This window comes from Thermoflexibacter ruber (genome assembly GCF_900113045.1).
Classification (GTDB): Bacteria; Bacteroidota; Bacteroidia; order Cytophagales; family Thermoflexibacteraceae; genus Thermoflexibacter; species Thermoflexibacter ruber.
The window spans coordinates 200,357-220,487 of record NZ_FONY01000004.1 but is presented as its reverse complement, the minus strand read 5'-3'; the positions used below and the strand labels follow the sequence as shown (position 1 = coordinate 220,487).

General features: G+C 36.2%; 22 protein-coding genes. 8 read left to right on the top strand and 14 right to left on the bottom strand.

Annotated elements, in window-relative coordinates:
* A partial coding sequence (locus BM141_RS03750) for a transposase (RefSeq protein WP_143090788.1) occupies positions 1-223 on the top strand: 223 nt, incomplete at its 5' end.
* A gap of 280 nt (positions 224-503) precedes the next feature.
* Here BM141_RS03750 and BM141_RS03745 read toward each other — a convergent pair.
* Both BM141_RS03745 and BM141_RS22525 read right to left on the bottom strand, forming a co-directional pair.
* Positions 504-1,856 carry a PP2C family protein-serine/threonine phosphatase gene (locus tag BM141_RS03745; RefSeq protein ID WP_091540232.1) on the bottom strand — a complete coding sequence of 451 codons (1,353 nt, stop codon included), beginning with the start codon at positions 1,854-1,856 and terminating at the stop codon, positions 504-506.
* A 140-nt stretch (positions 1,857-1,996) separates the two neighbouring features.
* Positions 1,997-2,185 carry a hypothetical protein gene (locus BM141_RS22525; protein WP_143090787.1) on the bottom strand — a complete coding sequence of 63 codons (189 nt, stop codon included), beginning with the start codon at positions 2,183-2,185 and terminating at the stop codon, positions 1,997-1,999.
* Between the two features lie 290 nt (positions 2,186-2,475).
* Here BM141_RS22525 and BM141_RS03740 point away from each other — a divergent pair, with 290 nt between their 5' ends.
* The 4 genes from BM141_RS03740 (at position 2,476) to BM141_RS03725 (ending at position 5,243) form a co-directional block, all read left to right on the top strand.
* Positions 2,476-2,715: a hypothetical protein gene (locus BM141_RS03740; RefSeq protein ID WP_091540228.1), complete on the top strand. Its 240-nt coding sequence runs from the start codon at positions 2,476-2,478 to the stop codon at positions 2,713-2,715.
* A 75-nt stretch (positions 2,716-2,790) separates the two neighbouring features.
* Positions 2,791-3,666, top strand: coding sequence for a bifunctional 5,10-methylenetetrahydrofolate dehydrogenase/5,10-methenyltetrahydrofolate cyclohydrolase (locus tag BM141_RS03735; protein ID WP_091540226.1), 876 nt, complete (start codon positions 2,791-2,793; stop codon positions 3,664-3,666).
* Between the two features lie 7 nt (positions 3,667-3,673).
* Positions 3,674-4,663: an aminodeoxychorismate synthase component I gene (locus BM141_RS03730; RefSeq protein ID WP_221407624.1), complete on the top strand. Its 990-nt coding sequence runs from the start codon at positions 3,674-3,676 to the stop codon at positions 4,661-4,663.
* Entirely contained in the window at positions 4,638-5,243 is a 606-nt protein-coding gene (locus BM141_RS03725; RefSeq protein ID WP_091540222.1) for an aminotransferase class IV, read from the top strand. The genes BM141_RS03730 and BM141_RS03725 overlap by 26 nt, the downstream gene beginning before the upstream one ends.
* On the opposite strand, the gene dapB is transcribed toward BM141_RS03725, so the two are convergent.
* The 10 genes from dapB to BM141_RS23625 form a co-directional block, all read right to left on the bottom strand.
* The gene (dapB, locus tag BM141_RS03720) at positions 5,232-5,945 is read right to left on the bottom strand and encodes a 4-hydroxy-tetrahydrodipicolinate reductase (protein WP_091540219.1); all 714 of its coding nucleotides are present in this window, start codon (positions 5,943-5,945) and stop codon (positions 5,232-5,234) included. The genes BM141_RS03725 and dapB overlap by 12 nt on opposite strands.
* A 115-nt stretch (positions 5,946-6,060) precedes the next feature.
* A complete protein-coding gene (locus tag BM141_RS03715) occupies positions 6,061-7,032 on the bottom strand; it encodes an aldo/keto reductase (protein ID WP_091540216.1) in 972 nt (323 codons plus the stop codon).
* Positions 7,033-7,068: 36 nt separating this feature from the next.
* On the bottom strand, positions 7,069-8,070 hold the full coding sequence (locus BM141_RS03710; RefSeq protein WP_091540213.1) for a ComEA family DNA-binding protein: 1,002 nt from the start codon (positions 8,068-8,070) through the stop codon (positions 7,069-7,071).
* Positions 8,071-8,106: 36 nt separating this feature from the next.
* Positions 8,107-8,817 carry a Uma2 family endonuclease gene (locus tag BM141_RS03705; protein WP_091540210.1) on the bottom strand — a complete coding sequence of 237 codons (711 nt, stop codon included), beginning with the start codon at positions 8,815-8,817 and terminating at the stop codon, positions 8,107-8,109.
* A gap of 355 nt (positions 8,818-9,172) precedes the next feature.
* Positions 9,173-10,684, bottom strand: a complete 1,512-nt coding sequence (locus BM141_RS03700; protein WP_091540207.1) for a serine hydrolase — start codon at positions 10,682-10,684, stop codon at positions 9,173-9,175.
* Positions 10,685-10,783: 99 nt separating this feature from the next.
* Positions 10,784-11,578, bottom strand: a complete 795-nt coding sequence (locus BM141_RS03695; protein WP_091540204.1) for an SDR family oxidoreductase — start codon at positions 11,576-11,578, stop codon at positions 10,784-10,786.
* A 23-nt stretch (positions 11,579-11,601) separates the two neighbouring features.
* The gene (locus BM141_RS03690; protein ID WP_091540200.1) at positions 11,602-12,945 is read right to left on the bottom strand and encodes a T9SS type A sorting domain-containing protein; all 1,344 of its coding nucleotides are present in this window, start codon (positions 12,943-12,945) and stop codon (positions 11,602-11,604) included.
* Entirely contained in the window at positions 12,942-14,099 is a 1,158-nt protein-coding gene (locus BM141_RS03685; protein WP_091540197.1) for an alpha/beta hydrolase, read from the bottom strand. Before BM141_RS03685 ends, BM141_RS03690 begins: the two co-directional genes overlap by 4 nt.
* A gap of 220 nt (positions 14,100-14,319) precedes the next feature.
* Entirely contained in the window at positions 14,320-14,598 is a 279-nt protein-coding gene (locus BM141_RS03680; RefSeq protein WP_143090786.1) for a hypothetical protein, read from the bottom strand.
* A gap of 17 nt (positions 14,599-14,615) precedes the next feature.
* Positions 14,616-14,744 (bottom strand): hypothetical protein, encoded by a 129-nt coding sequence (locus tag BM141_RS23625; protein ID WP_262509446.1) that lies wholly within the window; start codon positions 14,742-14,744, stop codon positions 14,616-14,618.
* A 355-nt stretch (positions 14,745-15,099) separates the two neighbouring features.
* On the opposite strand from BM141_RS23625, the gene BM141_RS03675 reads away from it, so the two are divergent.
* Positions 15,100-16,128, top strand: coding sequence for a sensor histidine kinase (locus tag BM141_RS03675; protein ID WP_091540191.1), 1,029 nt, complete (start codon positions 15,100-15,102; stop codon positions 16,126-16,128).
* Positions 16,125-16,817 carry a LytR/AlgR family response regulator transcription factor gene (locus BM141_RS03670; protein ID WP_091540188.1) on the top strand — a complete coding sequence of 231 codons (693 nt, stop codon included), beginning with the start codon at positions 16,125-16,127 and terminating at the stop codon, positions 16,815-16,817. Before BM141_RS03675 ends, BM141_RS03670 begins: the two co-directional genes overlap by 4 nt.
* On the opposite strand, the gene BM141_RS03665 is transcribed toward BM141_RS03670, so the two are convergent.
* Positions 16,803-17,480: a pirin family protein gene (locus tag BM141_RS03665; protein WP_091540186.1), complete on the bottom strand. Its 678-nt coding sequence runs from the start codon at positions 17,478-17,480 to the stop codon at positions 16,803-16,805. The two genes, BM141_RS03670 and BM141_RS03665, sit on opposite strands and share 15 nt — an antisense overlap.
* 83 nt (positions 17,481-17,563) lie before the next feature.
* Entirely contained in the window at positions 17,564-18,280 is a 717-nt protein-coding gene (locus tag BM141_RS03660) for a dioxygenase family protein (protein WP_091540183.1), read from the bottom strand.
* Positions 18,281-18,566: 286 nt separating this feature from the next.
* Between BM141_RS03660 and BM141_RS03655 the strand changes: the two genes are divergently transcribed.
* Entirely contained in the window at positions 18,567-20,129 is a 1,563-nt protein-coding gene (locus BM141_RS03655) for an NFACT RNA binding domain-containing protein (RefSeq protein WP_091540181.1), read from the top strand.
* Positions 20,130-20,131: the final 2 nt, after the last annotated feature.

Below are 20,131 nucleotides of genomic sequence, written 5' to 3'. Positions count from 1 at the left end.
CTATTATTTAAGGCATAGAGGATTGATAGAAACTGCTTTCGATGTACTTAAAAATCAACTAAATATAGAACATTCAAGGCACAGAAGCCCTAAAAATTTTCTTATTAATTTGCTGGCAGGCTTAATTGCTTATACATTTTTGGAAAAAACACCAAACATAAAAGCATATCCACAAAAATTAGAGGACAAACAAATTGTATTTATTCAAGAAAATGTAAAATAATTCACGTTAAGAATATGATTTTAGATGGTGAACCTAATCAAAAAATTGCAAGGTACACAGGTTTAACCCTTGAGCAGATAGAAGCATTGAGGAAGGAAGTGAGATAGGGGGAATGGCAAACTCTTATTTCTACCTTATCTTTCAGACTCGGCATGAAGGGCTTAGATTATGAGCATGCGGCGGGTAAGGAGGATAAGAAGTGGCGCGACCGTAGTGGTTTAACTGTCAGATTGCCCTCACTAACCATTTAGCCATTTCATAAAGAGCCAGAGAATAGCATCTAAAATCTCAATCCTACTACTAAAACATCATCAGTTTGAGGGTGGTCTTGTTTCCAGTTTTCAAAAGTGCTTACAAAAAGATTTTTCTGCTCTTGCATGGGTAGGAGATGAAATTGTAAAAGCAAGTCTTTGAAATACTTACTTCCCAATTTTTTATTTTCTTGCCCTCCAAATTGGTCAGTATAGCCATCAGTAAACAAGTACATCACATCATCTTTTTGATAGTAGAAACTTTCTTGGTGGAATTCTTTTTCTTTGTATTGAAAACTTCCTATGGGAAAGCGATTGCCTTTGATTTCTCTCAATGTACTATTTTGAAATACAAACAAATTTCTTTTAGCACCAGAAAAAGTAATTTCTTGATTATCAATATCTATTCTACAAAGTAGAATATCCATGCCATCGTTTATCTTTTGTGTATCAGGCTGGCGTTGTAAGGTGGCAGAGAGTCGTTTATCCAATTCCTTTAAAACAAGGGCAGGTTCAGTAATGAGATTTTCTTTGATAATTTGATTGAGCAAGGCATTCCCAATCATCGTCATAAATGCGCCGGGTACTCCATGCCCCGTGCAATCTACCACTGCGATAATAAAAAAGCTCTCTGCCTCAGCAAAATAATAAAAATCTCCACTCACGATGTCTTTGGGCTTGTAAAAAATAAAATTCTCAAACAGGTCATCTATTTTTCTCTCCTCAGGAAGCAGTGCTAACTGGATACGCTTAGCATAGCGAAGGCTATCCGTAATTTGTTTGTTGGTTTTTTCCAATTCTTCCCTTTGCTTTTCTATTTCGTTTTCATAATTGATATGCTCTTGTTTAAACAGATTAGCCACCAAATAGATAGTAACAAAAGCCAACAAAATATTAGGATAGTAAACGTAGCCTACATATTTGGACTGATATATGGGATTGCCTGATTGTAGAAATTTGATAAGAACAAAACATGCAACAGCAAATATAAAAATAGGCAAGATGTATCTATTTCTATCAAAGAAAAATACGGCGTTGATACTTGCTAAGAACATTAAATGCTCTGCGGCTAACCCTTCTCCAAAAATAATAGACAACATCGTTACAATAGAAATGTTGCCTATGAAAAATAAATACATTGCCAAAGTGTATAAGTACTTGGCATTGAAATAGAAAACTAAGAGAGAATTGATAAAACCTACAAAATAAATCCAAGGAGCGAGGCGAGCATTGATGACAGCATCTAAAATCAAATATGAGCCACAAACCAACACGCCTGCCACCGAAGTAGCATTCATCAGGCGAAGTTTTTTCTTTTCAGCAAAAGATTGATTGGGTTGTGAGCCAATATTAATAAGCCTTACCCATAGCTTTCTGAACATATAGAAGCGGTAAAGTGAAAAATACTTTTGTTGATAAATGCAAGTTAGCGGGAGTAAGTATATATGACATCTGTAAAAGTTATGACTATCTTCATTTCATACGAAAAAGACAAAGAAAAGTAACACGAAGATAGCAAAAATTAATAAAATCTTAATGGACAGTCTTTACACCTTTTTCCTTTTCTATAACTGTGGCAGCAGTCTTTGGGGCTTTTTTTGGAGAGTTTTTTATTTAATGAGGACTTATCAAGTGCTTCTATATCAATGGTAAACACTCCTTCTCTCACTTCTAAGAAAATATCCGTAATACTTGGTTTATCTGAAAGCATTTCTTTTAGTTTTTAAAATTTTTTACAAAGGTAACAGATTTTGTATGAGTAGTAAAATGACTTTGCTCATCTTTCATAAAAATTAGCCAAATTTCTGTATCGATTTCTCTGATAAAATTTTTGTATTCATTCAAATTTTTTTCTTGATTTTCTTGTTAATTATAATATAGAACTTCCTACAAATTAACACTAAGAATCTGTGTTTAGTGTTTACAAAAAGCCAGTAAAAGACCGACATTGGTTATTTTTTTGTTACTGAGCCTATTTTTTAACCTTATTAATTAAAACTCATGTCAAACAAAGAATTTTCCCAACTCTCCAAATCTCACAAAGCGATTTTGCTTTGTAAGTCAGGTACTTATCTTTGTAAAAGATGTTCTAAAGGAAGAAAAGTGAATCTATATTTACTCAATAATTCTTTTGTAGAGGTTTTTTATGACCGCTTAGAATGTGTCAGAGATATTCGCTTAATGCCCTCTAAAGATTTTTTTAACAAATACGGAAATATAAAAAAAACACTTATAGCCTAATAGCTTTCTTTTTTGCATAGACCAAGTTTAAATACTACCTTTGTAGGCAGTGTAGAAAACTTAGAAAATTAGTAAATGAAATTATTAGATGGCAAGTGGGTTTCTTCAGTTATTTTAGAAGAAATAGCTCTGGAAGTCAGCGAGTTAAAAAACAAATATAATAAAATTCCTCACTTAGCGGCAATCTTAGTAGGCAATGATGGGGCAAGCGAAACCTATGTAAATAGCAAAATGCGTACTTGCGAAAAAGTAGGCATGAAATCTTCCTTAATCCGCTTAGAAGCAGAGGTAAGTGAAAAGATTTTGCTCCAAGAAGTAGATAAATTGAACCAAAATCCTGATTTAGATGGCTTTATCGTCCAACTGCCCTTACCCAAGCATATAGACGAGCAGAAAGTCATTAGAGCAATTCTTCCTGAGAAAGATGTGGACGGCTTCCACCCAGATAATATTGGAAAAATGGTGCTAAATATGCCTTCTTTTATTCCTGCTACTCCTTTTGGTATTTTACAAATCATAGAAAAGTACAATATTGAAACAAGTGGGAAGCACTGCGTAGTCATAGGAAGAAGCCACATTGTCGGCTTGCCTATGAGTATTCTTATGGCAAGAAACACTTACCCAGGTAATTGCACGGTAACGCTTACGCATAGCAAGACGAAAAATTTGAAAGAAGTTTGTCAAAGTGCTGATATTCTGATAGTAGCAATGGGAAAGCCAGAGTTTGTTACAGCAGATATGGTCAAAGAAGGGGCAGTAGTCATAGACGTAGGGACGACCAGAGTGCCGGACATCAGCAAGAAATCAGGCTATGCTATCAAAGGAGATGTAAAATTTGATGAGGTAGCTCCTAAATGCAGCTATATTTCCCCGGTACCTGGTGGAGTAGGACTAATGACAGTTACTTCTTTGATTAAGAATACTTTACTTGCCGCAAAAAGTAAACTGTAATCTTCAGATGGACAGACTTTCTGCTATAGAGCAAATGAACAGGTATGGTAGCGATGGCATACCTTTTTTGTTTGTCATTGATTTTGAAATGAAAAATTGCATCGTTCAGGCACTCAGTCAAGTGAATCCTGAGCATATTTTATACATGGTCAATGATAAAAATAATATTCCTGAATACCTAAAAAAAGTGCAAAAGCCAGCTCATATTTTGTTCAGAAAAAATCCTATTCCTTTTGAAACCTATTTGCCTAAATTTGAAAAGGTAATGAAACACATCAAAGGAGGCGATACGTACTTACTCAATTTGACCTGTCCTACACCCATAGAAATAAACTTAACCTTAAAAGAAATTTTTTTGCAAAGCCAAGCCAAGTACAAACTTTGGGTAAAGGATAGCTTTGTAGTTTTTTCTCCTGAAATTTTTGTTCAGATTAGTGATAATCAAGTGTTTTCTTTCCCAATGAAAGGAACAATAGATGCTGACTTGCCTACTGCAGAAGCATTGATATTAGCCGATGAGAAGGAAAAAGCCGAACACGCTACCATAGTCGACCTCATTCGCAACGACTTGAGCATGGTGGCAGAAAAAGTACACGTAGAAAAATTTAGATATGTGGAAAAGGTAAAAACACATCAAAAAACGCTCTTGCAAGTAAGTTCTAAAATTGTGGGAACTCTATCTAATGACTATGGTAAAAACATTGGTAGTCTCATATTTACCTTGCTTCCTGCGGGTTCTATTTGCGGCGCGCCTAAGAAGAAAACGGTAGAAATTATTTTAGAAGTCGAGGACTACGAAAGAGGTTACTACACAGGAATTTTTGGTATTTTTGATGGAAAAAACTTAGACAGTGGAGTAATGATTCGCTTTATAGAGCAAAGAGAAAAAAGTTTTATATTTAAAAGTGGAGGAGGCATTACTTACAAAAGCCAAGCACAAGCCGAGTACCAAGAAATGATAGATAAAGTATATGTGCCTATTATTAGAAACCATTAAAGTAACAAACAAACTCCTACAAAATATTGATTTTCACAATGAAAGGCTGAATCGTTCTCGCTTTGAACTACTTAAATGCAAGGACGAAATAGATTTAGCAAAAGAAGTCGAAATTCCAGCTGTGCTTACCTCTGAGGTTTACAAATGCAGGGTTTTATACAGTAAGCAAATTGAGAAAATAGAGTTTCAACCTTATTTGATTAAACCTATACAAGCCTTAAAAATCATAGAAGCAAATGAAATAGAGTATGCTCATAAATTTGCAGACCGTATTCATTTAGAGCAACTTAAATCTGGTTTGTTTCCTTATAATGATATTTTGATAGTAAAAAATCACTGCATTACAGATACTTCCTATGCCAATATCGTTTTTTTTGATGGGAAAAATTGGCTTACTCCAGATACCCCTTTGCTCAGAGGTACAAAGAGAAGTCAACTGCTCCAAAAACAAGCCATTCAAGAGCAACGAATTAGGCTTGAAGACTTGCCGAGATTTCAACACGCCAAAATTATCAATGCTATGATAGACTTAGAAGAAAGCCCAATAATTAGTATAGATAACATCGTTTTAAAAGCCTAACAAGTCATTCATGCCAAATACACCTTGTTTGTCTTTGAGCCACTCTGCCGCCAGTACTGCCCCTAAGGCAAATCCTTGACGCGAGTGAGCGATATGCTTAATCTCGATAGTATCTATCTCCGATTCGTAAAAAACTGTATGTGTGCCTGCTACATTAGGTTCTCGGAGGGCAGTAATAGTGATTTGGTCGACAGTATTCTCAGCTAATTTCCACCCTTTTTTTCTTTCCAAGTTCTCAATGATACCCTCTGCCAAAGTAATCGCCGTACCGCTTGGAGCGTCTTTTTTCTCTGTATGATGTATCTCCTCGATGCTTACTTCATATTGGGCATAAGGATTCATCATCTTAGCAAGTATCTGATTGATTCTGAAAAATATATTTACTCCAATACTGTAGTTAGAAGCATAAAAAAAAGCACTTTTTTTCTCTTGGCAAATTTGCTCTATGGTAGGTCTTTTCTCTAACCAACCCGTAGTGCCGCAAACGATAGGAATTTGATTTTCAACACAATATTTTACATTTTCAAAGGCAGATTCGGGTTGAGTAAACTCAATGACTACATCTGTATCTCCTTTTGTGATAGTTTGCAAATCTTGGGCATTGTTTACATCTATGATATGCGAGATTTGATGCCCTCGTTGCGTGGCTATCTGCTCAATGGTTTTGCCCATTTTGCCATAGCCAATTAAAGTAATTTTCATCTTTTTAAATATTAGTTTATGAAACCCAATGAAGATTTGGCAAGCAAAATTAACAAAATATATGAATTGCAAAGGAAAGACATTTTAGTTTGCTGATGGATATACCTTCTCATAACTACTGAGACCATTCCGTGGGAGTTCTTTCCCAGCGATGACTCTTCAGAGCCTCTTGCAAGGATTTTTCTAATTTTTTTCCATCACTTGTGGCAATGTTGGCTTCTACATTGCGGATTTTACGCATACCGGGTATAATAGTATGCACATCATCATTGCACAAAATAAAACGCAAAGCCATTTCTGCCATAGTCATTCCTTGCGGGATTAAAGGTCTGAGGGCATCAGCGCGTTCCACACTTGCGTTTAGGTTTTCAGGGACAAAATAAGTAGAACGCCAATCATCAGCAGGGAAAACCGTATCTTTGGTCAAAGTTCCCGTCAAAGTCCCCTCATCAAAAGGCACGCGTGCAATAATGCCAATGTCTAACTGACGGCAAAGTGGAAAAAGTTTGTCCTCTGGATTCTGGTCAAAAATATTGTAAATAACTTGGACGGCATCTATTAGTCCTGTTTTTAATGTTTCCAACACATTTTCAGGCTCCCAGCGATTTACGCTAATGCCAAAATGCTTAACCTTACCTTCTTTTTTTAGCTTTTCCACTGCATTTTTCCACTCGTCTTTGTCTGCCCAAGCATCTTCCCACACGTGGAACTGCTGAAGTTCTATGCATTCGACTCCAAGATTTTTCAAACTTTTTTCTGTATAACTAATGATATGCTCAGCGGGAAAGCACTCCTCAATAGTAAACCATGCTTTAGAAGGCCATTTGAAATTTTTAGGGGGAATTTTGGTAGCATGGTACAAGTGTTTGCTGGCGTGTCGTTTCATCAGTTGCCCTAAAATCTGCTCGCTTAGTCCCTTCCCATAGCCCCAAGCGGTATCAAAGAAATTACAGCCAAGCTCAACTGCGCGGTCTAAGGCACGCTCTACTTCTGAGTGTTCCGAACCTGTCCAACCTGCCAAGCCCCACATACCATAGCCAATTTCGCTTACTTTCCAGTCAGTTCTTCCGAATCTTCTATATTGCATTATTTTGTTGATTTTTAGTTGTTTAAAATCAGGATTTTAAAAAGTTAAATACATTTTGAGTTTATTCAGTTGTATTTCGTCTATGCTTTTGGTTTTGAGTAAATCTTCTGCATTGGCAAATTTACCATGCTGTTGTCGATAATTTACTATGATTTGAGCATTTTTATAGCCAATGTAGGGGTGAGATTTTAAGGTATTTACATCAGCTGTATTGATATTAATATGTTTTAGTTCAAAGCCTTTGCTTGTTTTTGCATATTTTGCTAATTCTTGATATACTTCTTCTTTGAGTCCATAAACCTCTTTGACTTGTTCTATAGAGTAAAAACCGCCTAAATTATCCCTAAATTTGACGATTCGTTCAGAAAGTACTGCCCCAATGCCTTTGATTTGCTTTAACTGTGCTGTATCCGCGGTATTAATATCAAAGGGTTGGATAACGGATTTTTCTTTGAAATTAGGCTTATTTTCTATCTTTTCAGAAGAGATATTTATCTCACTTATTTCCTGTTTGTATTCTTTTTCTATCATTATTTTTTCTTGATTTTCAGGAAGTTGTATGTAGCTATATAATCTTTGGTAAAGTTCCTTAGGAAAGCCATAAATTTTCATCAAATCACTTTTTACTTTAAAACTTCCGCCTTTACTCCGATATTTGATAATACGTTCTGCTAAGTAAGGCTTTAGCCCTAAGGATTTCCATTGAACTGTATTGAGTTCATTGGGATTAAACGCAAAAGGTTGTATTTCAGGTTTGCTTTCTATTTCTGCTAAAAAATTACTTGAATTATGCTCTTCCTTATGTGTAGCTGTGTCTTGTTGATGGTTTGCCAACTCAAACTCTTTGATTGCTTCGTTGAGCGTAGCAAGGTCTTTTTGATAATCTTCTTGCGTATATTTTGATTGAGAGAAAAAGGACTTGAGTAAAAGTGGGGTAAGTAATAAAGCTAACATAAAGGTAATCAGCATTATAAAGCCCCTTGTTTCTATTTGAGAAAAACCAAAATGGTCGCGTAATAGGAAAATCAGCTTTTTCATACTACTTCTTAGATATATAATAAGGGATAAAAAATTTTATATGTCCTCAGGATTAATACCCAAAGAACGTAACTTTTCTGCTAATTTATCAGCACGTAGCTTTTCTTGTTCTGCTCTCTGTTTTTCTTGTTCTGCTCTTTCAAAGCCTGTCATCAGCAAATTTCCCTCTGCATCGGTCCATCTCAACCATTCCTCTACACGCTCCTCAAACTGTCCTTCCCAAAGGGTTAGACCAATGCCTACTTTTTCTAAAAAATGAGTGTCTTTGCGGTAAAACTCTCCTACATGAAGCTCATAAATATTCAACTTTTCTTTATTTATGTGTTGTAAAGGATCCAATACTACATAATAAGGCACCCCCATTCGGGCATAAATGTCAAACTTTCTGCCTCCCTCATGCCCTACGGTGTTAGATACTATCTCTATTACTACATCAGGAGGTTTTCCTAATTGCCAGAGCATATAAACCCTATGGGCTTTTTCCCAAATATCAGGGGGATAGTTTACATCGAGGCTGACAAAAACATCAGGCACAACAGCAGGTTTATTGATGGCATAGTAAATCCCCACATTGGCAGAGGCAACAAAAGGTCGGTCGCCAAAAGGCTTCTCGCTATGAAGCGTATCCACTAAAAGACGTTGTTGTTTTTCTGAAAAAATATTGTCCACAGATGTATCGTCTTCGGTTATAAGATGTTCTACGTTTGGCGGTTCTATGACAAAATCAACTGTTGTGGTAGTTTCCATGACAGAATTTATTTTTCTACGAAAATAATGAAATAAATTTGGAATGAAAAATATGCTCTCTGGAATTTTTTAAACTAATTTACGTCTTTGAAATATTATATATCCTAAGCCGCTTTAGCTCTCTTTTTATAGATACCATTTATCTTTGAGGTCATTTATCATTTGTGATGACAGTTTCCGTAGTACAAAATTTTACAGTGAAGTGAGTTACTTTTTTGCCTACATTGGTATTCTGATATTCCAATGCCAAGTGAAAGTGATTATCAAACCACTAACCTCTATGTTCAGTTCATTAAAATAAGCAGATGCATTGAATACCTCACCAAAACCCGTGTTAGCGGGTCGGGCTTTTCCTCTATTTAGTTTTTCTAAATTCGTATCCGTCTGCTTCTACAAAACTATCTACAAATAAGATAAATCCTTTTACCCTGTTGTTTTCAACTTTGAATGGAAACTGTACTTTCCCAAACATAGGATGATTGTATTGACAAGTAAGTTGGTCTTTCTTGTATGGTGTCAGTACTCCTATTAACTGAGGATGGTGTTCTAAGTTAAGAATATAGTTGCCATTTTCATTTTTGATAGTCGCTTTTCCATAGTAATCACAAAGATAAGTTCCTATAATTGCATCTAAATCAACTGCAAATTTTTCAATTTCTTCTTTCTGTTCCTTATTGGAGTTAAGATTTTCTATTTTGCGTTGTTTTTGCCTTTCTATGGCTGTGAGCGTATAATTTGGGGCGTTTTTCCGTAAATAAGCATCAATAACTTGCCATTTTAGTGTTTCTTGTAAGTTGTGATTGTCTTGATTAGTCAAAATTACAATGCCTAATTGAAGGCTTGGCACGAGTGTAAGTGAGGTTAATGCTCCTGAATATGCACCATTATGTTGTATAACTTCTCTATTTTGATATTGCAAAATTTCCCAACCCAAACCGTAGGTTTTGAAATACATTTCTCGGTCAGCGGCTCTTGACTTGCCTATAATAGTATTACTTAACCACATTTTGTTGATAGCATTTTCAGGAATTACGTTTTTACCTTCCCAATTACCTTTATTAAGCAGTGTATTTACCCAAATTCCTAAATCAGTGACACTTGCAAAAATTCCTCCGTGGCTATACGGTTCAACTTTATCAGGTGGTAGCACAGCAATACTGTCATTGATGAGGGTATGCCCAAATGCTATATTTTTTTCGTTTTGGATTTCAATTTCAGAAACGAAAGTTCGGTTCATTCCAAGAGGTATTAAAAAACGATTTTTTAGATAGGTGTTGAAGTTTTGTTTTGTAATGCTTTTTACACATTCTCCAGCGATAATGAATCCAAAATTTGAATAACCAAATCTTGTCCGAATAGGGTAAGCAGGGGGCATTTGTGCAAACTTCTGAATCATAGTGGGATAATTCAAGGCAGACTCAGTATTGATAAAATCACCCTGAAACGTTTTCCAACCTGAGCGATGAGAAAGAATGTCTGTAAGTGTAATTTGCTGTTCATAAAGTTTATCTTTCATTGAAAAGTCGGGTAGCCACTTTTTTACTAAATCATTCAACGAGACCTTCCCTTCTGCTTCTAAGGTGGCAAAAAGTGTTCCTGTGAAGGTTTTTGAAATAGAAGCAATGGGGAAAATAGTTTGCTCATCCACTTTGGAGCGGGTATCCCAATTACGCACTCCGTATCCTTTTTGCAATATTACTTTGCCGTCTTTCACAACATATACTGCGGCACCCGGAATTTTCCATTCATCAAGGGCTTTGCCGATATAACTGTCTAAACTATCGCCTTTGAAAAGGCTAATTTCTTGGGCGTTAATTGTTGAAGCCAAGAAAAAAATTAAAAAACTCAAAACAAGTTTAAATTTCATAAAAATATTTTTTGGTAAATCTATTATAGAAGTATTCTAACATATTCTAAAAATTGCAATTATAGTTTTAGCCTGACCGCTAACGATTTGGACATTTTTCTATTTTCTCGGCTTCGCTTCACTTCCTGCCAAAATTCCACCGTCAATGGTTAGTTCAATGCCTGTTACATATTTGCTTTCGTCACTTGCCAAATACAAAATGCCGTAAGCCACGTCAATAGGTTCGCCAAAATGTCCTAATGGTATGCCTGCTTCTACTTCTTCAATAATTTGTTGTCTTTGCTCACCTTCTCCGAGCATTGCGTCCCACATTGGGGTCATAATGGCTGCGGGGTGAACGCTGTTGCACCTGATTTTATAGCCTTTTTCAGCACAATACAGGGCAACGCTTTTCGTATGGTTTCTGACCGCTGCCTTGCTTGAAGCATAAGCCACCGCTCCGGGAATGCCCACCACGCCACTTCGGGAAGAAATATTGACAATGCTTCCGCCTTTTTCTTTCATCAGTCTGATAGCGTATTTGCACCCAAGCATAACGCCCGTTGCATTTACCCTATGCACTTCTTCCCACGATTTGAGGTCTGCATTTTCAGCGTCCCAAGCTCCTGTGGTTTCTAAAAAACCTGTAATGCCTGCATTATTTACCAAAATGTCAAGTCGTCCGTATTTTTGGGTAATGTACTCCGTTGCATTTTGCCAGTTTTCTTCATTTCCAACGTCTAAATGCAAATATTCGGCATTGATTTTTAAGTCAGATACAAAGGCATTTCCTTCCTCGTCCCTGATGTCAGAAACAATTACGATTGCTCCTTCTTTATGAAAGAGTTCGGCAGTTGCCTTTCCTATTCCGCGTGCCGAACCTGTTATTAGGGCTATTTTGTTTTTTAATCGCATTTTGTATTTAGGAATAAACTTTCTCAGTAAACTATCAATTTTTTTACTGACTTATACTTTCCCATTTCAAAATTCAGGAAATAAATGCCTTGTTGTTGAGGTGCAGTAATCTTACTATTCAGAAAATCTGTTGTTTCAAAAACTTGCTTGCCTGATGCGTCATAGCATTTTATGCGTACTTTTTGATTTTCTGAAAAATTGGAAAAAAACACATTATCTCCGCTATGCACAGGATTGGGAAATATATTGATTTGTTGAAGTTCATGGTTATCGTTAGGCAAAGAAGTAACTACGCTTGTGTCGGTGTAATATACCCTTTCATCAAGGGTTTGTACCATAAAAATTTTTCCGCTGGGAGTTTCGGCAAAATGTTGGATATTCTGAAAGCCGTTTATGTCAATTCCCAGTCCGAAATTTATTTTTTGCCAAGTGGTTTGGTTATTTTTACAGAAAAAAGTACCCCCAAAACCGATTGAACCTGAAACCGAGCTATACTTGTCGCCATTGCGTGCAAAGTGTACAGGATTGAGTAACTTATCCTGCCACCAAGTAGGTGAATTATTGACAGCATAAACTTTCCAGTGCGTATTATTTCGTACTTCGCTGATGTGCTTTACCGTATTTAACCGCACACTTGTATTGACTGCCGTGCCAAAAAAACTGAAATACACGCTGTCTTGGGGTGATACGGATATATTCCACGCATTGGCAACTTTAATCTGGTCGTTGATAGCTCCCCTGCCATCTACGCTGATGTTGATGTGTTCCCAAAGATTTCCACTATTTTCAGAAATAAACAAACCTCCATTGCCCGTTACATATTCGTCAGCCGTTGCAACATAAATTCTGTCGTTTTTATCAATAGCAATTTGCTCTATGCAGGTATATATGCCCAAGCCGTTGTTGCGTTGCGACCATGTCAGACCTTTGTTGTTTGAAAAAAATACGCCATCACCTATGAAGCCATCATCATTGGTGAGTATCCCTGTAATGGCAAAGAGATGTCCCTGCGAGTTTTGAATAATTTTATTGATTGGGTAAGTAGTGCCTACACTCACCGAGTCCCAAGTTTGCCCATTATCAAATGAGCGGAAAATCTTCCCTGTACCACCTACAAAAACTTCTCCCAAATTATTGGAATATATGCTATAAACTGCCGATGAATTTAGCACTGTGGAAAAACGGTTGCCTTCATCACAACTTTTGATAACGCCATTGGTAAGGCTTACCAACATGCAGCCGTTTGGAGTGAGGGTAATTCCGGTTTTTTCTCTGCCGGGAAATTCATAAGTGGTCAGCCAGAATTTTTGGGCAAAACCTGTCAGCGTAGTTAAAATCAGCAATATGCCTGTTAGGTATGCTTTCATTTCACTTGAATTAAAACGTTATATTTTTCTGAAAGATTTTTCCAGTTGTCCTGATTTTGAACAAAGTCAAAAATAGCGTTTTGTATGAGTTCGTTTGATTTTTGGTATATGATGCTTCCAAAACTTTTACGGTTGCATTCTTTGCAGATATTTTTTTTGAATTGTGCAACATCTAAAAAGTCCAAATGATACATTTGCGGAATTTTAATTCTGACACTTTTCTGACTGCGACCTGCATTTTGGATAAATGCGTTATCCCGCCTTTTTTCGCTTCTGTCCTCACTCCATGTTTCTGCTTTGGGGCTGTCTGCTCCCTGTGGCTGAGTAGTAACATACAAAATGGGTTGCAAGGGCTGTATTTGCTCAAAATCTTTTGTTACATCTCCGTCCAAATTGATAACGCCCTTGACTTTATCGTTTTTTTGGGCTACCATCAATGCCGCTGCTCCCGAAACAGAATGCCCTGCAACATATATTTTATCCGTATCCATCATAGATGAGTAATGATTTTCGCTTTCGGGATTTGAACGGGTGAGGTGTTTGATGGCAAAATCAAAATAGTCGCTCATTTTTTGGTAATTTACCTTTACATTTTCAACTGTTTGAGAAGTGCTGTCAGGGTAGTAAATAGCTTTGGAAATGGGTAATCCTGTAAAAGCAACAACCACAAAGCCCCTGCTTGCCATAGAAGCCAAAAACGAAGCGTAATCTGTTGGCAACCAGCCCAAACCAGGACCAAACAGAAGCAAAGGAAACTTCTGAGGAAGGATTTTGCCGTTTTTGGCTAATTTCATTCGGGCAGTTGCCATTTTTACGGCAAGCGTATCGCCAATTTTTTTCCTTATCGTTTGAATATGTTGCTGTTGCCATTCTTTGTTCGGAAGTACGTCAGAAAGTTCTTCACTTTCAGCTATTACAGGAAAATATACAAACGCTGAAAGTTGTGTTTCCTTTTTATCACCCAATACCACCCAGTTTCGCCCAACCTGATACGTAGTTTTGGTATAGGCAATCAATTGAGGCTCAATGTTATTCGGGTCTAATGCTTTTTCAGTGCCACACTGGTTTGAATTAAAAAACAACCAAGCGCCAAGTATTGTCAGTGTAAATGTACTTGCTATTATAGCGGTCATAATGCGTTTTCGGTTTTTCATTGAGAGTAAGTTTGAATTAGAATTTAGAAAGTAGTTTTTCAAGTTCAGATTTATAGGTTGCGGAAATGAACCTGTTGGGTAAGTCCATTCTTAAGAAAATAAAAAGCCATAGCAAAAACATTCACAAACACCATACTGACTAAACAATCCAGAAAATTAAGCGGACTGAAAAGTTCAGAAAAAATTTTATACAGAAACGAAACAGCTATCAAATTCAGTACTAAACCCAACAGGTAAAATTTATATTTTCTTTCATTTGCTCTATTTTTAGCTGAATTTGTGCTGTCGGAATATTCTGTGCCTCTATATTATGTTTTTCAAGAGTAACAACTGCATCAAACCAATCAGGACTGATGAAATTGTGATACACATACATATCCATATATGGGGCGTGAATGAGATACGCAATAAACCTCACACCCGTTGCAATCAATAAACGATTTCCTACAGGTGCAGGCAAATTTTGTCGGATAGCAAGAAGTACAAAGATGACAGGCACAACAATAATGATGATATCTAATACTGCCCAACGTTCAGATATTCTGCGTCAAGGCGGGTAATCCGCATTAGAAGGCGATAAAAAATAAGCAGCAAAGCCTGCAAAACATCATTCTTCAATATAACAGATAAAGTCTTTGTATTCATAATTTTAGGGATAATTTAATTGATGAATACAAAGCTAAAACAGGGTGCAAAATCAATGAAATTATATTGACAACCCTGTTAAAAAATCGTTTGAAAGCAGTTATTTTTTATTTGAAATTTTTTTAGGTGATGGTTTTGAAGTGGAAATCATGTTCTCTTAATCCTTTTTAAATATATAGTATCCGATAAAATATGCGAACATTTGTATAAGGTCTTAGGTCTGCTACTTTTCAAAAAATAATCTTGTATCTTTGTACTCGTCAACTTAAGCATAATTTATGCAACCGCCCTAATCATTTTTAGACCAGATTTCATATTCGTCTTTTGTATCTTAGCACTGAGATATTACTTGCCCATGAAACAAAAGCATCAAAATATTGCCATACATCTTATTGGTATCATTACTTTTATGATACTTCCTATTTTTTTCTCTCCTGGTCCCGAACCTAATTGGCAAAATATTTTTAATCCTTTTGCCTTATCTAAGTGGATAGCAAGGGCAGTCATGTTGGTTATTTTTTACATACATTTTTATTACCTTATTCCCCATTTCTTTTTTCCTAAAAAATATACTACTTATGTTATCTTTATTTTTGTAGGTTTTGCCTTCGTATATGCTATTCCAGAGCTTTGGCTGAGATTTTATGGCTCACCACCCGCTCATGCCTCTCATTTTCCTCCTCCACCTAAGCGCATGGGAGGAGGCATTTTAGGGAAAATTGGGCATGACGTATATTTATACTTGTTGGTTATTTTTGGTGTTTTGGCTCTGAAAATCAGAAACCAATGGGAAAAAGCCAGAGCAGAAAAACTAAATGCAGAAATTTCTTATTTACGCTTGCAAATCAATCCTCATTTTTTGTTTAATGCTTTGAACGACATCTATGCTTTGGCAATGGAAAAGTCAGACTTTACCGCAGAGGCAATTGTCAAGCTATCGGGCATCATGCGCTATATCATGGCAGAAGCAAACAAAGAAAGCATTTCATTGGAAAAAGAAATTACTTATATCAGAGATTACATTGATTTGCAACAACTTAGATTTGGGCAGGAAGTAAAAGTAAAAACAAGTTTTCAAGGCAACTTTACCAACAAAAAAATAGCTCCCTTGCTTCTGATTACTTTCGTAGAAAATGCCTTTAAATATGGAGTAAATGCAGAAGAATTGTCCGAAATTAGTGTAGAAGTCAGCATAGAAGGTAAGTCATTTAAAATGAAAGTAAAAAATATCATTGTGCAAAACAATCTTCCTGAATCACAAAAAAATGGCATTGGCTTGGAAAATACTATCCATCGCTTAGAGTTACTTTACCCTAATCGATACGCACTAAATATAGCTAATGACAAAAAAACATTTGAGGTAAACTTAGAAATTGACCTATGATAAATGCAATTGCCATTGATGATGAGCCACTTGCGCTCAAAGTAATTGAAAATTTTTGTGCAAAAATTGACTTTATTTTTTTGGAAAAAACTTTTCATAAACCCAAAGAAGGCATTATTTTCTTAGAAAAATATCCCGTCGACTTAGTATTTTTAGATATTAATATGCCCGCTATCAGTGGACTTGATTTGGCAAAGACCTCTTTGCAAGAAACAATGGTCATTTTCACTACGGCTTACAGCGAGTATGCAGTCGAAGGTTTTAACCTCAATGCACTTGATTACCTACTCAAACCCTTTACTTTTGACCGCTTTGAGCAGGCACTCCAAAAAGCCAAAGCATATTACGAATACACAAAAAGTCATCATTTAGAAAAAAGATTTTTGCTCATTCGCGCTGACTACAAGCTACATAAGATAAATATTGACGAAATTTTATTTATAGAAGGTTTAGATGATTACCTAAAAATTTACCTTGCCCATCAGAAACCTTTGGTAGCACGTATGACTTTAAAAAAACTATTGGAAAAGCTACCTCCTTCCGAATTTGTTAGGGTACATCGCTCTTTCATTGTGCCTATTCAAAAGGTACAAAAATTCAATAATAAGGTAATTTGCATAGAGAACTATGAAATTCCCATAGGTGTTAGCTATGAAGAAGAAGTACAAAAGTGGCTAACAAGCAATTAGCAACAAAATGCTCTCATTTGCCAAAGCCTCAAACTCTACTCCTTCACAATCCCAAAGACAAACTGCATCTCTTCCTTCTAAAAGGCGGTTTTGGAACTCAAATGCCCCGTGAATAACAAAAGCAAAGAGTTTTTGCTCTTTTTTGAGCGAAAGTATTTCTTCCTTTCGCCCATCAAACTTCCCAATCCATAGCTGGAAAGGCAAAGTACTATTAGGAAGAGCAATTAATTGATTGGCTTGTTTTTCAATATCAAAGATATTTAAAAAACTTTGCCAACTATATCTTGGCGGTATTGAAATCCATATTTCCAAAAAATTAATGGCTTCATCAAGGTAAGGATTTTCTATTTGGATTTTTCCCTCGTTCTCTATTTTCAAAAAAGCTATTTCCCCTATCCCAATGAGTTCACTTTTCCCTTGATGATACACTTCCATAGCCCCTGTCAAAGGAAGCAATACGAGGCAAGCTGCTTGCTTGACAGCAGGAAAATAAGATTGCCCACCTAACAATAGGTTATCTGAAAAACGATGAATGCCATGCAAGTCAGCACTCCTATTTATCTCTGTATTACTTGCAGGCAGGGTTTGCAAACTTTTTAAGGTAGTTGTTTGCAAACCACTTCTTTTCTCTGCCAAGTAAATCAATCCTTTTGTTTGTTGCATCTTTATCATTTGCTTTGTTATTTTTTAGTTCCCTGTTTAGCGTCTTGATTCAACTGCTAACAGAGATACGCTAACTCGTTTTTCTAAGCATTTACTACTATGGTATGCGTAAGAGTAAAACCTTCTTTGATGCTACCAGAAATAGTCCCTAACTCATTGGAATAACCATCGCCAAAAACATTATCTCTTTCGTTGGTGGTATCTGCTTTCCCTTTTTTATAAAAATCGGTGGCAGTAGTATATACCGTATCGCAGATAGCGGCAGGGAAAGCTATCTGTGTAACTAAAAGTGATTTGCCACTTGAATTGTAAACGTGTACGTGTATATGTACCGCTCTTCCACTGTACCAACCAGGGAAGATAGTTTTGAAACTTGCTAATCCATCTTTGTCTGTAGTTTGGCGACCTCTTAGCCAATGCACAGAAGTATAAGAGCCATATTCTGAGTAATTCCCATCGGCATCGCAGTGCCAAATGTCCACAAAGGCGTTTTCTATTGCCCCACAGCCCGTATTTTTATTTCTGATAGAAATATTCACTACCATAGGTATTCCTTTCCTATCGCCTGTAATATCATTGATAACCAAACTGCTTGGATTTTTAATAGGATAAGGTCCCTCGGTTTCAGAGTTAGTCAGGCTACAGTTGCTCGCCGAACTACCATTGGTAGAGCCTGTACTGCTCAGGATCTCAGTGGAAACTGGGTCAATAGTTTCGCTCTTGCAGTAGGTAAAAAAAGAAGCAACTGACAAAGCGCCAAGAGTAGTAAATCCTCTTTTTAAAAACTCTTTTCTGTCCATAGTACTTACAAAATTTAAAATTAATAATTCTATTTTTGTCGTTATGACGTGTATCAATAGGGAGGCGTTTAATACAAATAGAAAAATGAGGTAAAGTGGGCAAATGTGTAGGTATTTGAAAAATTAAGCAAGAGATTCAATCTCCTGCTCCATGCGAATTTGGGCAGAGCGAATGCTCGCTGCCTATCTGCTACTTTTCAAAAAATAATCTTGTATCTTTGTATATACAAGCCAAGCATAACTCATCTGCTTGCCCTAATTAGTTACTAAAATACAACAAACAAAAGTGCAAAATAATTATTATTTCCTCAAAAAAGTAAGTCTGGCTTTACAAAATCATTTACTTGGTTTTCAGTTGATTGAGGCTTTTAGCCAAGCAAAAGACGAACTGATTTTGAGGTTTTATGAGCAAAAAACGCAGCATTTTTTTTATATCAGAGCCAGCCTTAGCCCTGAGTTTACGTGTCTGAGTTTCCCTACGGATTTTAGTAGAGCAAGGCAAAATAGCGTAGATTTGTTTGAGCTATTGATAGGGGCAGAGGTAATAAACATAAGACAATTTTTGAATGAAAGATGCTTTGGTCTTTCTTTCAATCAAGGACTTACCTTGCTTTTCAAAATGCACGGGCAGCGTTCCAATGTTGTTTTATTCCAAAAAAATCAAGCTATTGAATTATTTAATAACAACTTAGAAAAAGACTGGGAGATAAACCTCTCTATCTTAGACCGCCCTATTGACCAAAGTTTGGAAGGTTTCTTAAAAAATGGCTTCACCCAAACTTTCCCTACCTTTGACAAAGAGATGAAAGAAGCGATAAAAACCACTCTTTTAGAAAATCAAACCCCTGAAAATCAATACACTGCTATTCAAAACCTCTTAACTCTTATAGAAAATCCACAGTACTATATTTTCCAAAAAAGCAACAAAATCCATTTTGCGCTATTCCCTCCTTCTCAAAGCACGACTGATTTTGAACTATTCCGAGTCTTTGAAAACCCTTTGGAAGCTGTTAATTATTTTTATTATCTCTATATCAGCAAATTACAACTTCTTAAAGAAAAAACCGAAGTGTTGAGAAAGTTGGAAAAGCAAAAGGAAAAAGCGTCTTTTTATATTCAAAAAGCGGAAGAGAAATTAGCAGTACTGGAGTTGGAAAATCGCTATGAGGAAATAGGACATATTTTGATGGCTAACTTGCAAGTGATTCCTGAAAAAGTACAAAAAATTACTTTATTTGACTTTTACCACAATCAAGACATCACTATCAAACTCAAAGAGCATCTTTCGCCTCAAAAAAATGCAGAATTATATTACAAAAAAGCCAAAAATCAGAAAATAGAAATCCAAACTTTGCAAGAAAACATCAGTAAGAAGAAAAGAGAATTAGAAAAATTAAAAGCATATATTATTGAAATTCAAAGTATTACTAATTTAAAAGAGTTAAGAAAATATTTTAAAGTCAATCAACTTAGCCAAGTAGAGGAAGAAAAAGAGGACATTCCTTTCCGCCGATTCGATTGCGAAGGTTTTGAGATTTTAGTAGGAAAAAATGCCAAAAATAATGACTTACTTACCCAAAAGTATGCTTTCAAAGAAGACATGTGGCTACATGCCAGAGATGTGAGCGGTTCTCACGTAGTAATAAAATACAAATCAGGAAAAATCTTTCCTACTACCGTCATAGAAAGAGCCGCAGAACTTGCTGCTTGGTATTCTAAGCGAAAAAATGACTCTCTCTGCCCTGTTATCTATACCCCAAAAAAATTTGTCCGTAAACCCAAAGGAGCAAACGAAGGTGCTGTTATCGTAGAAAAAGAACAGGTAATCATGGTTGTACCCAGAGGATAGTT

Bases quoted from the DNA above. Each gene is read 5' to 3' on its own strand.
- BM141_RS03705 (WP_091540210.1), bottom strand. From the start codon at position 8,817: ATGGAAACTACCACAACAGTTGATTTTGTCATAGAACCGCCAAACGTA.
- BM141_RS03740 (WP_091540228.1), top strand. From the start codon at position 2,476: ATGTCAAACAAAGAATTTTCCCAACTCTCCAAATCTCACAAAGCGATT.
- BM141_RS03745 (WP_091540232.1), bottom strand. From the start codon at position 1,856: ATGTTCAGAAAGCTATGGGTAAGGCTTATTAATATTGGCTCACAACCC.
- dapB (WP_091540219.1), bottom strand. From the start codon at position 5,945: ATGAAAATTACTTTAATTGGCTATGGCAAAATGGGCAAAACCATTGAG.
- BM141_RS03730 (WP_221407624.1), top strand. From the start codon at position 3,674: ATGGACAGACTTTCTGCTATAGAGCAAATGAACAGGTATGGTAGCGAT.
- BM141_RS03735 (WP_091540226.1), top strand. From the start codon at position 2,791: ATGAAATTATTAGATGGCAAGTGGGTTTCTTCAGTTATTTTAGAAGAA.
- BM141_RS22525 (WP_143090787.1), bottom strand. From the start codon at position 2,185: ATGCTTTCAGATAAACCAAGTATTACGGATATTTTCTTAGAAGTGAGA.
- BM141_RS03665 (WP_091540186.1), bottom strand. From the start codon at position 17,480: ATGCAACAAACAAAAGGATTGATTTACTTGGCAGAGAAAAGAAGTGGT.
- BM141_RS03660 (WP_091540183.1), bottom strand. From the start codon at position 18,280: ATGGACAGAAAAGAGTTTTTAAAAAGAGGATTTACTACTCTTGGCGCT.
- BM141_RS23625 (WP_262509446.1), bottom strand. From the start codon at position 14,744: ATGAATACAAAGACTTTATCTGTTATATTGAAGAATGATGTTTTGCAG.
- BM141_RS03710 (WP_091540213.1), bottom strand. From the start codon at position 8,070: ATGAAAAAGCTGATTTTCCTATTACGCGACCATTTTGGTTTTTCTCAA.
- BM141_RS03715 (WP_091540216.1), bottom strand. From the start codon at position 7,032: ATGCAATATAGAAGATTCGGAAGAACTGACTGGAAAGTAAGCGAAATT.
- BM141_RS03675 (WP_091540191.1), top strand. From the start codon at position 15,100: ATGAAACAAAAGCATCAAAATATTGCCATACATCTTATTGGTATCATT.
- BM141_RS03700 (WP_091540207.1), bottom strand. From the start codon at position 10,684: ATGAAATTTAAACTTGTTTTGAGTTTTTTAATTTTTTTCTTGGCTTCA.
- BM141_RS03670 (WP_091540188.1), top strand. From the start codon at position 16,125: ATGATAAATGCAATTGCCATTGATGATGAGCCACTTGCGCTCAAAGTA.
- BM141_RS03725 (WP_091540222.1), top strand. From the start codon at position 4,638: ATGTGCCTATTATTAGAAACCATTAAAGTAACAAACAAACTCCTACAA.
- BM141_RS03685 (WP_091540197.1), bottom strand. From the start codon at position 14,099: ATGAAAAACCGAAAACGCATTATGACCGCTATAATAGCAAGTACATTT.
- BM141_RS03690 (WP_091540200.1), bottom strand. From the start codon at position 12,945: ATGAAAGCATACCTAACAGGCATATTGCTGATTTTAACTACGCTGACA.
- BM141_RS03695 (WP_091540204.1), bottom strand. From the start codon at position 11,578: ATGCGATTAAAAAACAAAATAGCCCTAATAACAGGTTCGGCACGCGGA.